The following is a 12975-nucleotide window of genomic DNA, read 5'->3' as shown; positions in this document are numbered from 1 at the left end:
ATGATCATGGCTGGTTATGAGTTCAAGGGGGATATCCCGTTTGAGAATGTCTATTTTACCAGCATTATTCGGGATAGCCAGGGTCGCAAGATGTCCAAATCATTGGGCAATTCACCAGACCCACTGGATCTCATTCAGAAATATGGTGCTGATGCTCTCCGGTATGGGATCATGTTGATTGCCCCTAAAGGTCAGGATATTCTGTTTACCGAGGAGCGTTTGGATGTGGCTCGGAACTTTATGAACAAAGTTTGGAATGCCAGTCGGTTTGTCCTGATGAATAAAGATTTTGATCTAACGGCCGATATGGTTAACCCGGAAAAATGGAAAAATCTGGAATTGGCTGATCGCTGGATACTCCATCGGTTGAATATTACTATTGAGCGGATCACCAGACTACTGGAAAATTTTTCGTTTGATGAAACTGCGCGGGCGCTCTGGGATTTTATCTGGAACGATTTCTGTGATTGGTACATCGAAATGATCAAGATGCGTTTGTACGATGGAACGCCCGAACAGAAACAGACTGCCATGTCAGTGGCCATCTATGTGCTTCGGGATATTATGAAGTTACTGCATCCCTATGCACCATTTATGAGTGAGGAGATCTGGCAGCAGATCAAATTGACAGACGAACCCGATCTTATTGTTGCAAGCTGGCCCGTGGTGAAGAACACTTTTAATGCCCCTGAAGAAGCCAAGGAAACAGATTTTCTAAAGAAAGTGATCACAGCGATCCGTACGGTTCGTTCAGAAATGAATGTTCCGCCATCACAAAGTATCAAACTGGTAGGCAGGGCTCATTCTCAGGCACAGTTGGATATTTTGCAGAAGATGCAGGAGACCATTGCCAAACTCACCCGTGCTGCTGATATTGAATTCGGATTGGATGTATCAAAACCAGAATTTTCTGCATCTTCCATGGTGGAGAAAATGGAATTATTTGTTCCCCTGGAAGGTCTCATAGATCTGAGTAAAGAAGTGGAGCGACTCGAAAACGAGATTAAGGCAACAGAAGGCTATTTAAAAGCAGTAAAAGGAAAATTAGCCAATAAAAACTTTGTAGATCGTGCTCCTGAAGCTGTGGTTGCCAAAGAGCGGGACAAACAGGATCACTATATGGAATCATTGAAAAAGCTACGAGAACATGTAGAGACAATGAAGACCCTTTAAGCTCTTTTCACTGATGCTAAAGGCCAGAAGGCTGAAATCAAAGTAGCGCACAAAAGAAAGAAACTCAGACAGAATTGATAATAAATTCAGTTTCGAAATCTCAACGGAACGAAGAATTAGCGGTTGCTGTTATTTCACATCTGTGCAAATCTTTGTGGATCTGTGGCAAAAAAAAGTTTTTCAACTATGGCTAAAGTTGAACTGAAATTGGCATGACATCATCGAGACTGCGCGCCAAGTCATTGTTATTGTAAAACAATACGCTATATTACATCACTTTCGTTTATTCCAAAGATGGGGAGGTGATTTATGCAAACCAGTATCCAACGAGTTCTTATCACGAGTCTCGGTATTTGTTGTGTTCTTGCTATTCTGGGTCAATGTGCCTGGTTCAAGGGAGAGACTCTCGAACCTGAAATCACAAAACCGCATCCTATTGGTGGTTATGAAACACTTGGTTCGCGTATTTATTATCCACCATCTGCTCGGGAAGCGGGGCTCGAAGGAGCTGTCACCGTAAAGGTGTTTGTGGCTAAAGATGGGCGGGTAATCGATTCCAGGATCGCCCAAAAATTAAATCCAGAACTGGATCGGATCGCCTTGAATGCAGTCCAGCGAACCCTGTTTGAACCGGCTTTAAAAAACGGTAAGCCGATAGATATTTGGATCTCCATCCCAATCATATTTGCCTTGAAAGACTGGCATTCGAAGAGCAGTCCGTTCTCAAGTTTTGAAATGATCGTACATCCCAACCCAGCCTATCAAGGTTTCCAGGTTGAAATGTTGGGTAAAATCAAGCCAGGATTGGTGCTGCCGCTTCTCTTTGAGTGTTTACTTCCGTTCAATGCAGATCAAACCTGGGTTAAGACCGGTTCTGGAAATAACCTTGAAACACGACGAGTGAGGGATGCAAGTGGCGAGTGGCTGACCTTTGAAGTTGCCGAAAGATCCCTGACTCTGGGCTTTAATTATCTGCCTGTTGGTGATCAGGGTGATCATAAATTCCAATATAAATTTATCATGAACCAGGCCTTGCCAGACTGGCAACTGGCTCTGATCTATGGTGATCAACACCAGCGTTTTTCTCAAACCCCTGATCGTCGTTCTGTGCAGGTTGACGGAAGTATCCGGTTTGAATATGACCTGGATAAATTAGATGCATTTGAACCACGTTATCTGGAGATAGCTCTAATAGAATGATTCCCGAGTATTGCTGTCCAAAATACCTGCTTTAGATAAACCGAGACCTCAACAATAAAGCATTTTGGTACAGCAATGAAGTAAAAAAACAAATTTTCCCTAACAACACTAATTTCATGGTATTTAAGATGTTTGGCGTTAGCTTGCAGCGCACAAGGATCCAATTTGATTAAATACAAAATTTTATTATTGACCAGTTAACGGGGAATCAATCTTGTCATTTCGATTAACTAACGAAGGTGAATATGCTGTAAGGCTGATGGTCTATTTGGCTGGTCGGGATAAAGAAAAACTGATCTCAGCTCGTGAGATTGCCGAGAATCAAAATATTCCACAGCGTTTTCTGCGCTCTATCGTTTCACAATTTGCCAAACAGGGATTTTTAAAATCATTCCAGGGGAATGGTGGTGGGGTACGCCTGGCTGATGGAGCTGAAAATAAAACCCTGTTGGAAGTTATAGAGGCCGTGGAAGGTCCAATTTATCTGAATGTCTGTATGCAGGGTGAGGATGCCTGCCAGTTTTCCAGCCACTGTGCTGTTCATCTGGTCTGGCATGAAGCTCAGCAGGCAGTTGTCAATATCCTGAGCAAAAAAAAGATCAAGGATCTGGCAGAAACAAATCTGGCCATAGCCGCCAGCGCTATATTGCCCGACACGGGTCAACTCTGTGGCGTTCCGTTGGCTGTCCAAAAATCCGAGGCTGTTGTTGGCGATTAAGTTTGAACAGTATCAGGTTGAATCACCTGGAATTAACGAAGGTGACAAGTTGGCCTGTTTCCATTGCGGTGATACTTGCCCGGATCAGAGCATTGCCATTGGAGAAAGATACTTTTGCTGTAATGGCTGCAAGACGGTATTTGAAATTCTTAATGTTAACGAGTTATGTGAGTACTATGATATTGAAAATAACCCGGGGATCACACCAAAACAGGATTTGATCACAGATCGCTTTGCCTATCTGGATGATGAAGGTGTCCGGAAGCAGATCATTGAATTCTCTGATGGAAAAACAGAGAAGGTTACCTTTCATACACCAGCCATGCACTGTGCTTCATGCATCTGGTTATTGGAAAAGCTCCACGATATGGATCAACGAGTCTTTCAGTCTCAAGTGAACTTTCCCCGCAAAGAAGTTTCTATCAGCTACAACCGGGATGAAATGAAGCTGAGTGAAGCGGCTGCCCTGGTCTCATCTCTTGGTTATGAACCACTGATTAGCCTGGACACAGCAGGTAAACGGGAACAATCATCAGCCGAGAAAAAACTGTATCTAAAGATTGGTTTAGCAGGATTTGCTTTTGGGAATGTGATGATCCTCAGCTTTCCTGAATATCTTTCCAGAATAGGTGATGTTGACCCTGTTTTTAAAATGGTCTTTGGTTATCTGAGTATGGCGCTCTCGTTGCCGGTGCTTATTTATGCCACTAAAGATTATTATTTATCAGCCTGGGCCGGCGTCAAGTCAAAGACAGTTAATATTGATGTTCCCATCACTCTGGGGATTGGCATGCTCTTTTTCCGTAGTGCCTGGGAAGTGCTTACTCAAACCGGTGTAGGTTATTTTGATTCATTTACAGGTCTGGTCTTTTTTCTGCTCCTGGGTCGGATCTTTCAACAAAAAACCTATGACGTACTCTCCTTTGAAAGGGATTATAAATCGTTTTTCCCCCTCTCTGTTACCCGGAAAGTAAACAATGTTGAGGCCGTTGTACCGGTTTCCAAATTGATGCCAGGCGACCGGATCGTTGTTCGTAACCAGGAGCTTATACCGGCTGACGCTGTTTTACTGAAATCAGGAGCTTTTATTGACTATAGCTTTGTCAGTGGAGAGGCAGATCCCGTTGCTAAAGAGGCTGGAGAGTTCATTTATGCCGGGGGGCGACAACGCGGTACAACCATTGAGCTTGAAGTTATTAAAGAACCTTCACAAAGCTATCTGACCCAGCTTTGGAATAACGATGTTTTTAGTAAACCGCGTTTCTCGCGTTTAAATAAGACGGTTAATCAGGTTAGCCATTATTTCACCTTTGGGGTGGTGGCGATCGCCTTGGCGGCCTCATTGTACTGGCTTCAATACGATACCGCTACTTCTATAAAAGTATTTACAGCGGTTTTGATTGTTGCCTGTCCCTGTGCTTTGGCTCTATCATCTCCTTTTGCCCTGGGAACCACCATGCGGATATTTGGTCGCCAGGGGTTCTATGTGAAAAACACTGAAGCAGTGGAAGCTCTTTCCAAGATCGATACGATCGTTGTGGATAAGACCGGGACTCTCACAGAAGCTCACCAGGATATAATTGAGTTTTCCGGAGACCTGCTTTCCCTTGTTGAGCAGCAGATGGTGAAATCTTTGGTTCAACACTCGACACACCCGCTCAGTCAAAAGATATTTCAAGCTCTGGATGTAGAAGCAACCCTGGCTGTAGATGATTTCCAGGAGATATTCGGGAAGGGAATTGAAGGGAATATACAAAATATGGTGTTAAAGATCGGTTCTGGCTCCTGGCTGGGTCTCGAGGCAAATCTGATAAATACAGAAGACTTAAAAACCAGAGTATATCTGAGCATTGATGGTAAGGTCAAAGGCTCGTTTCTGATTGCCAATGTTTACCGTCAGGGATTACGCCCCATGTTGGCAAAATTGCTTAAGCGCTTTAAAATGTATCTTCTATCAGGGGACACGGAGCGAGAAAAAGCAACACTGGTTAATCTGTTTGGCAGCGATACCGGATTGTTTTTTCGCCAGACGCCAGAAGATAAACTGAATTTTATTTCTAAGCTCCAGGGTGATGGTGCACACGTTCTGATGGTGGGCGATGGTTTAAACGATGCCGGAGCACTACGTGCCAGCGAGGTTGGTATCGCTGTTACGGATGATGTGACAGCCTTCTCTCCTGCCAGTGATGCTATTTTGACCGGTGAAAACCTGCATCTTTTGGAGCCATTCATCAAGATGTCCAAAGCCACCATGTCAGTCATTATTACCAGTTTCATCATTTCAATAATTTACAATATTGTAGGAGTTACCTTTGCTGTATGCGGATTGCTATCCCCTCTGATTTCTGCTATTCTCATGCCGGCCAGCTCAATTTCCGTTGTAGTGTTCACTACGGTTACTACCAGCTTGCGCGCCCGCATGATGGGATTAACTTGAGCAAAAGCGAATTAAAGATATGTATATAATGTTTTTATTGATGGGCGCCAGCTTAACGGCATCTCTGATCTTTTTAGCTGCCTATATCTGGTCAGTTCGTTCTGGTCAGTTTGATGATAAGTATACACCATCAGTCCGCATGTTGTTTGATGATGAAAATAAAACATTAAAGAAAACGGAACCCGATACTGTTTCGGGGAATAACAAGGAGGAGAATAAATAATGGAGATGGAGAAATTCCAGTACGACAATAAAATCGTACGAATGTTTTTCTGGGCCACGGTGGCATGGGGAATTACCGCATTTTTAGTCGGTCTTACCATTGCTCTACAATTACCAGCACCTTGGTGGAATTTTAGTACATCCTGGTTAACCTTTGGTCGTTTACGCCCATTACATACCAATGCTGCAATTTTTGCATTTGTCGGTAACGGTATTTTTATGGGTTATTACTATGCTGCCCAAAGATTATTAAAAGCCAGAAACTTTTCGGATGTGCTAAGCCATATCCACTTCTGGGGCTGGCAGGCAATTATTGTATCAGCGGTATTGACCTTACCTGCTGGAATCACAACAGCCAAAGAGTATGCAGAGCTGGAATGGCCTATTGATATTGCCATTGCTCTGATCTGGGTTGCCTGGGGTGTCAATATGATCGGAACCATTGTCAAGCGCCGTGAAAAGCATCTCTACGTAGCCATGTGGTTCTTTATCTCTACGTTTGTCACTGTAGCGATGCTTCATATCGTCAACTCTTTTGAGATACCGGTGAGTATAGGCAAAAGTTACTCTCTCTATGCTGGTGTCCAGGATGCCCTGGTTCAGTGGTGGTATGGCCATAATGCAGTTGCCTTCTTTCTGACCACCCCTTATCTCGGCCTCATGTATTATTACATGCCCAAAGCCGCTCAACGTCCGGTTTACTCATATAGACTATCAGTGATCCACTTTTGGGCGTTGATCTTTCTGTATATCTGGGCCGGTCCTCACCACTTGCTCTATTCTTCAACACCAGATTGGGCTCAAACCCTGGGAACCGTATTTTCGATCATGTTGATCGCTCCTTCATGGGGTGGCATGTTGAATGGTCTCTTGACCTTGCGGGGTGCCTGGGATCGAGTACGTCAGGATCCGATCCTCAAATTCATGGTTGTGGCCGTCTCGGCCTATGGTATGTCCACCTTTGAAGGACCCATGATGTCATTGAAGAATTACAACGCCATCTCCCACTTTACGGATTACACCATTGCCCATGTTCACGTTGGGACTCTAGGATGGAACGGGCTTTTGACCTTTGGTATTCTGTATTGGCTGGCTCCCAGATTATGGGCCAGCAAACTCTATTCAGTGAAATTAGCCAATATTCATTTCTGGTTGGCAACTCTGGGAATGATCTTTTGGGTAATTCCCATGTACTGGACCGGTATTACGCAAGCCTTGATCTGGAAGCAGTTTACACCAGAGGGTTTTCTGGTTTATCCAAACTTCCTGGAAACGGTCCTGCAGTTAGTACCCATGTACTGGACCCGCGCCTTTGGTGGAACCCTTTACCTTACGGGTTCATTCATCATGTTATATAACCTGATAAAAACAGCCAGAGCAGGCGCTCCCATCCCGGATCCTGTAATAGAAGCACCTGCCCTGAAACCCATTGTCTCTGTTCCCGGTGAACACAAACACCGTTGGGTTGAAGCTCGCCCCGTACCGTTCCTGATTCTGGCGTTCATTGCTGTGGCAATCGGTGGTTTGGTTGAGTTTATTCCCATGTTCGTTGTTAAATCAAATATACCGACCATCAGTACAGTGGTTCCTTATACACCTCTCGAGCTGGAAGGCCGCGATATCTATATCAGAGAAGGTTGTGTTAACTGTCACTCACAGATGATCCGTCCCTTTAGAAGCGAAACTGAACGCTATGGTGAGTATTCCAAGGCTGGCGAGTATGTTTATGATCATCCTTTTTTGTGGGGCTCAAAACGTACCGGTCCAGATCTGCACCGTGAAGGTGTTGGCAAACTGAGAAAACCGGATGCCTGGCACTATAACCACATGGATAATCCCCGTTCAATGAGTCCAGGTTCCATTATGCCAGTATATCCCTGGTTACTGGAAGACTCAAATGACTATGCTCATCTCACCCGCAAAATCAGTGCAATGAGAACCCTGGGTGTTCCTTATGAGGAAGGCTACGAGGATCAAGCTCTTGCCGACCTGAAAAAACAGGCAGAAGACATCGTTGCCAACCTGAAGGACTCAGGTATTGAGACAACATGGGATAAAGAGATCATTTCTTTGATCGCCTATCTGCAAAAATTGGGAACAGGGATTCTCCCTAAATAGGGAGAATTCAGATTCGCATGATAAGCCGTATTTATCCAGGAGCAGAAGGCCTGGCTTTTCTCCAGGGATTGTCACTGGTCCTGTTTCTACTCGTTTTTGTAGGTGCGATCATTATGATCCTCACGATGAGAAAAGGATATATAGACAAAATGAGCAACATGCCCCTCGAGCTTGAGGACGACCAAAGTACAAATAATGGAGGCCATTAACTAATGGGCAAAATTACAAATCAACTAATCGAACACGATTTTGATGGAATTCAGGAATACGACAACGACCTTCCGGGTTGGTGGAAATCGCTATTCTGGCTGACGATCATCATCGCAGTTATATATGTTCCCTATTATCACCTAGTTGGTGATTTGCAGGAAGTGGAATATCAAAAAGAAATGGGTACCTATTCTGAAGTTGGAATGGGTCGTGGAGCAATGACCGGTTACTCGTCTCCGTTTGCAAGTGATGGTGAAATGACACCAGCCATGCGTGCTGAAATGGACAAAGTGCTGGATGCCCCCTTTGATGAACAACTTATGCGCGCAATGAGCAAAGCTGACTCAGATCAATTGGCCGCTTTGGAAGCTGCTTTTCCTGAGGTTTATGCAAGCTATGCCAGTGGAGGTGTTTCTGCTCCGGCTGCTCCAGCTGCATCTGTGGGTAGCTCAAATGAAACACCACCGGAAGCACTGGCTATCCTTACCGATGATGCCAGTCTTGAGGCTGGTAAAAAGGTCTGGGACACTCAGTGTTTCAGTTGTCACCTTAACGATGGTGGTGGCATGATCGGTCCAAATATGACGGATGATTACTGGATCCATGGAGGTGATATGGCTTCTATCGTACATCTCATCAATGTGGGCGTTCCGGCCAAGGGAATGGTTCCCTGGGAAACCATCCTTACACCGGATCAGATCAGCCAGGTTGCCAGCTTTATCAAGGTCAAATTGGTGGGAACAACCCCTGCAGTTGCCAAGGCTCCTCAGGGTGATCTTTTTGAGGAATAACCTTATTTAGATATTGTATTCATAGAAGGAACTCAAGTAATATGCTTGAGTTCCTTTTGTGAGTATATTTAATAAAGAACAACTATTTGGAGAACACAGGTAAATGAGCGTGCCAGACACACAATTAACCAATATTGATACTCCATCAGAGTATAGAGATCGAATAGCCTCAATCAATGATGACGGTAAAAGGAATTGGGTCTTTCCACGACAGCCCAAAGGTCGATTTTATAATGCCCGGACCTGGTTTTCATACCTGCTTCTGGCCATTATGTTTGGCGGTCCCTTTATAACCATGAATGGTCGCCCTTTTATTCTGTTAAATGTCCTGGAGCGCAAATTTATTCTCTTCGGGATGGCTTTCTGGCCCCAGGACAGCTATATTTTTGTGTTGGCGACCCTGACCTTTGTGGTGGGAATTCTGCTGTTTACAGTGGTCTTTGGTCGATTGTTTTGTGGATGGGCCTGTCCACAGACCATCTTTATGGAAATGATATTTCGCAAGATAGAATATCTTATCGATGGCAGTGCTAACAAGCAGCGCAAACTAAAAGCTCAAGCCTGGAACGCTGAAAAGATATTTAAACGGGTTTTAAAACACGGGGTCTTTTGGGCGATATCCTTTATTATTGCCAATACGTTTTTGGCATATATCGTTGGTAAGGATGAACTTTTCAAGATCATGACCGACCCTGTCTCGGAACACTTGACCGGGTTCTTCATTATCATCGTTTTCACCAGTGTTTTCTATTTTATCTACGCTTCTTTTCGTGAGCAGGTCTGTACCCTGGTTTGTCCCTATGGTCGTTTTCAGTCCGTGCTTCTGGATGAAAAATCAATTGTTGTTCACTATGATTTTATCCGAGGTGAAACACGTGGTAAGCCTAAAAAGAATTCAACTGAAGATTTGGGGGATTGCATTGACTGTAATCAGTGTGTGGAAGTTTGTCCCACCGGGATAGATATTCGCAATGGCACTCAGTTGGAATGCGTGAACTGTACGGCTTGTATTGATGCTTGTGATGCTGTAATGGATAAGGTCAAGAAACCGCAGGGTCTGATCCGCTACGATTCTTATGATGGCATCAGCAAGGGTGAAAAATTAAGTTTCACATTTAGGAATATGGGATATTCCGCAGTTGTTCTGCTTCTGACGGCTTTCTTTTTCACGCTGCTGATTACCCGCTCAGATGTTGAGACCACTATTTTGCGCTCCTATGGAACCCTGTATCAAGAGGTGGGAAACGATCATTACACCAACCTCTATTCAGTGAAGGTGTTGAATAAAACCTTTGAAGAAATGCCCATTCGGTTTGAGCTGGTGGAACCAACGGGAACACTAAATATGGTGGGTACAAACCTGAAAGTAGAAAGTCAGGACAGAACAGAAGGCGCTTTCTTTATCGATTTGGATGGTGCTCTGCTTGACGGAACTGAAACCAAACTTAAAATAGCAGTCTATACGGGAGACCGATTATTGGAAACTGTAAAAACATCATTCATGGGACCGCGGAAATAAAATGAATCAGACAGAACCATCTGGAAGAATGTGGATGTGGGGAACCATTCTTACCATTGTAGTCTTTATCGCTTTTTTTACCAGCTTTGCCATCTGGACCTACCAGAAAGATGTTGAACTGGTCTATGACAATTACTACGACAAAGATGTGGTCTTTGGACAACAGATCCGACGTGTGGAACGAACGGATGCTTTGGAAATAAAGCCGATTTTCAACTATGATCAAAAAACGCAATTGTTGACGCTTAGATATTCCAAGGCATTAGGGCATGTTGCTCCCGTGGGTGAAGTGCTGTTGTTTCGTCCAGCGGATCTGCATAAGGATCGCCTTTTTCCACTGGACTTGACTGGAGACACCCTGCAGAAGATCCATTTACCTAATATGGATCCTGGATTGTGGCGGATCAAGCTGGATTGGGCCAGTGGCGGTTTGGAGTACTATCTGGAACAAACGCTTATGATCAGGTGAGATCGTCTTTTTAGCAACGAAGTTAAAAAAAACGAAAATATCGCAATCATCATCAACAAATAGGACTGTCTGATTCGATCAAATAACCCTTGCTGAAGATGTGACTCAAGTTAATTTTTTACAAATTGGTTAGGAGACACATTATGGGGCTGAATCGTTGGCTCACACTTATATTTATTAGTTTGGCTATTTTAACGGCATGTAGCGAAGATCCAGATATTCTATACTCGAAAGCAGAAACAGAAGCCGCGCTTGGTTCACGTCAGGCCGCCCTGAACTATCTCATGGATATTCAGAAAACGGCTCCTGAATATACAGAGGCCTATCTTTTTGCGGCTCGGCTGTTCTTTGAAGATGATAACATGACAGCAGCCGTCAATCAGTGTAAAAGAGGGTTGGACGCCCAGGCAGATTCAGCCATGATCCTCCGTTACATCGGAGAGATCTACCATGCCACAGGCAGCCTGGAAAATGCCTATCAGTATTATCGAATGGCAGTTGGCGTTGATCCTGAGAATGTCCAGGTTCAAATCAGCATGGGACAGATCCTAAATGAAAAGGATCTGTACGAACAAGCTTTGTCTCACTATGATAAAGCCCTGGCTTTGGATTCAGCCAATTACCTGGCAACTGTCGGTAAGGCAAGCACCTTTAACAATTCCGGAAAGACCGCCATGGCCATCGACCTGCTGGAAATAGCCGTAGAGAATGAACCCATGGAAGGTGCTGCTTACGGTGCCCTGGCTCTGGCCCAGGAGAATACAGCAGTGGAAGATAAGGTCATCCTGGATAATTATGCCCTTGCCGTAAAATTAGCCCCCAAAGACCAGAATATCTGGAAAGCCTATGTAGCCTACATGATAGAAGGTCAGGATATCAAACAAGCGGTAAAGGTTTTACAAAATTACCTTTATCATTATCCCGATGCTATCAAGGGCAGACATCATTTGGCAGAACTGTATATTAATCTGGCTCAGATAGAGAGCCTGTCATGGCTGGATGCTGCAAGGCAACAGTGTGAACAAGCTTTAATACGAGACAATGACGATCATTTCAGTCATGCTCTGCTAGCCCGAATCTATCTGCTTCAGGAAAAACCCAGGCTCGCCATTCTGGAAGCCCAGCTGGCATTCGAGATCAATCCAAATACTGAATACAGAGAATTGGTAGACCAGGCTAAGTTTTTCGCGAACTGATTTTAACCATTCAGAAAATCGTGGATATCTCCTTTTTTTCAAGAGCCATTTGAGTTGGACGAGATGGCCAGATCAAGGGATGTGGTTGCCGTAATGGATGCCGGAGTAGCTCCGGGATCTATTTTATACAAATACAGAGGCAGCCAAAGCGATTCTCATGACCTACGGGGGTCCCATCCTGTTGATTGTCTTGGGATATGGTTTCACCCATTTCAGAAAGGCTGCCTAGATTGCCGAAGAAGTGATGGCGCAGTTTTAGTCGCTGATTATCTTGCAGTCTGTGAAAATATACCAACATCACCTTGTCAATAACAGATTGACCTAAAGGCGCTCTGAATGAGAGTTAAGCGTAGCGGTCGAGTTGTGATAACAACCACCCTGATGATACTATTCTATACCGGTTTAGTGATGTGGCATAATAAGCCACCTGTTTTGGATCCGGTTCAAATTGAACAGGGGCAGAGACTCATTCACACCTATCCGGAACTCAAAGGGTTTTTGGAACGACTCGACCTAACTGGGGAAACAGCAGCATTTTATAGTATTGGTCTTCCCGGACAGCAAGCCTGGCCAACAAGTATCGGTCGAGCCTGCTATCATGATCCCCTGGCAGCCCACCAGCAGTTCTCAGCGACAAGAACAGCTTATGAAAATGATATCGAGCTGATCCGCTATCGAAGCAAAAATGATTTTTTGGGACTTCTGTTAACTGCTGAGTTAATTGCTCCAGGTACCGTCAGAGACATGGATTTCAGGTCACACACACTCATTATGGAAAAGCCGGTTTCAATATCCCTTGGATCGATCATTGCACTGGTGATTGGAGTGTTTGGTTTGCTTGTCGTCAGGAAGGCTCAAAAAGACCGCTGAGCTGTTGTTTCCAGCTGGACTTGACTCGCCCATGCATAAAGAAAACCGCATC

The 12975-nt window shown here is 44.5% G+C and carries 12 protein-coding genes; all 12 read left to right on the top strand.

The features are described from left to right. A partial coding sequence (locus U9Q77_10180) for a class I tRNA ligase family protein (protein ID MEA3287723.1) occupies positions 1 to 1173 on the top strand: 1173 nt, incomplete at its 5' end. A 309-nt stretch (positions 1174 to 1482) separates the two neighbouring features. Further along, a complete protein-coding gene (locus U9Q77_10175) occupies positions 1483 to 2373 on the top strand; it encodes an energy transducer TonB (protein ID MEA3287722.1) in 891 nt (296 codons plus the stop codon). A 214-nt stretch (positions 2374 to 2587) separates the two neighbouring features. Continuing rightward, on the top strand, positions 2588 to 3091 hold the full coding sequence (locus U9Q77_10170; protein ID MEA3287721.1) for an Rrf2 family transcriptional regulator: 504 nt from the start codon (positions 2588 to 2590) through the stop codon (positions 3089 to 3091). Further along, the gene (locus tag U9Q77_10165) at positions 3081 to 5528 is read left to right on the top strand and encodes a heavy metal translocating P-type ATPase metal-binding domain-containing protein (protein ID MEA3287720.1); all 2448 of its coding nucleotides are present in this window, start codon (positions 3081 to 3083) and stop codon (positions 5526 to 5528) included. Before U9Q77_10170 ends, U9Q77_10165 begins: the two co-directional genes overlap by 11 nt. A 28-nt stretch (positions 5529 to 5556) precedes the next feature. Further along, on the top strand, positions 5557 to 5751 hold the full coding sequence (ccoS, locus tag U9Q77_10160) for a cbb3-type cytochrome oxidase assembly protein CcoS (protein ID MEA3287719.1): 195 nt from the start codon (positions 5557 to 5559) through the stop codon (positions 5749 to 5751). Beyond that, the gene (ccoN, locus tag U9Q77_10155) at positions 5751 to 7868 is read left to right on the top strand and encodes a cytochrome-c oxidase, cbb3-type subunit I (GenBank protein ID MEA3287718.1); all 2118 of its coding nucleotides are present in this window, start codon (positions 5751 to 5753) and stop codon (positions 7866 to 7868) included. The genes ccoS and ccoN overlap by 1 nt, the downstream gene beginning before the upstream one ends. A 17-nt stretch (positions 7869 to 7885) precedes the next feature. Then, positions 7886 to 8077 carry a hypothetical protein gene (locus U9Q77_10150; protein ID MEA3287717.1) on the top strand — a complete coding sequence of 64 codons (192 nt, stop codon included), beginning with the start codon at positions 7886 to 7888 and terminating at the stop codon, positions 8075 to 8077. Positions 8078 to 8080: 3 nt separating this feature from the next. Further along, entirely contained in the window at positions 8081 to 8869 is a 789-nt protein-coding gene (locus U9Q77_10145; protein ID MEA3287716.1) for a cbb3-type cytochrome c oxidase N-terminal domain-containing protein, read from the top strand. 103 nt (positions 8870 to 8972) lie between these two features. Further along, positions 8973 to 10388 carry a cytochrome c oxidase accessory protein CcoG gene (gene ccoG / locus U9Q77_10140; GenBank protein ID MEA3287715.1) on the top strand — a complete coding sequence of 472 codons (1416 nt, stop codon included), beginning with the start codon at positions 8973 to 8975 and terminating at the stop codon, positions 10386 to 10388. Between the two features lies 1 nt (position 10389). Further along, positions 10390 to 10857, top strand: a complete 468-nt coding sequence (locus U9Q77_10135) for a FixH family protein (protein MEA3287714.1) — start codon at positions 10390 to 10392, stop codon at positions 10855 to 10857. A 143-nt stretch (positions 10858 to 11000) separates the two neighbouring features. Further along, the gene (locus U9Q77_10130) at positions 11001 to 12053 is read left to right on the top strand and encodes a hypothetical protein (protein ID MEA3287713.1); all 1053 of its coding nucleotides are present in this window, start codon (positions 11001 to 11003) and stop codon (positions 12051 to 12053) included. Between the two features lie 336 nt (positions 12054 to 12389). After that, a complete protein-coding gene (locus tag U9Q77_10125; GenBank protein MEA3287712.1) occupies positions 12390 to 12923 on the top strand; it encodes a hypothetical protein in 534 nt (177 codons plus the stop codon). Positions 12924 to 12975: the final 52 nt, after the last annotated feature.

This window comes from Candidatus Neomarinimicrobiota bacterium (assembly GCA_034716895.1).
Lineage (GTDB): Bacteria > Fidelibacterota > UBA8477 > UBA8477 > JABMPR01 > JABMPR01.
The sequence above is the reverse complement of the archived record's forward strand: the minus strand, read 5'-3'. Positions and strand labels throughout refer to the sequence as shown.

Coding starts and splice junctions, on each gene's coding strand:
- U9Q77_10175 (MEA3287722.1), top strand. CDS start 1,483: ATGCAAACCAGTATCCAACGAGTTCTTATCACGAGTCTCGGTATTTGT.
- ccoG (MEA3287715.1), top strand. CDS start 8,973: ATGAGCGTGCCAGACACACAATTAACCAATATTGATACTCCATCAGAG.
- U9Q77_10150 (MEA3287717.1), top strand. CDS start 7,886: ATGATAAGCCGTATTTATCCAGGAGCAGAAGGCCTGGCTTTTCTCCAG.
- U9Q77_10125 (MEA3287712.1), top strand. CDS start 12,390: ATGAGAGTTAAGCGTAGCGGTCGAGTTGTGATAACAACCACCCTGATG.
- ccoN (MEA3287718.1), top strand. CDS start 5,751: ATGGAGATGGAGAAATTCCAGTACGACAATAAAATCGTACGAATGTTT.
- U9Q77_10135 (MEA3287714.1), top strand. CDS start 10,390: ATGAATCAGACAGAACCATCTGGAAGAATGTGGATGTGGGGAACCATT.
- U9Q77_10145 (MEA3287716.1), top strand. CDS start 8,081: ATGGGCAAAATTACAAATCAACTAATCGAACACGATTTTGATGGAATT.
- U9Q77_10130 (MEA3287713.1), top strand. CDS start 11,001: ATGGGGCTGAATCGTTGGCTCACACTTATATTTATTAGTTTGGCTATT.
- ccoS (MEA3287719.1), top strand. CDS start 5,557: ATGTTTTTATTGATGGGCGCCAGCTTAACGGCATCTCTGATCTTTTTA.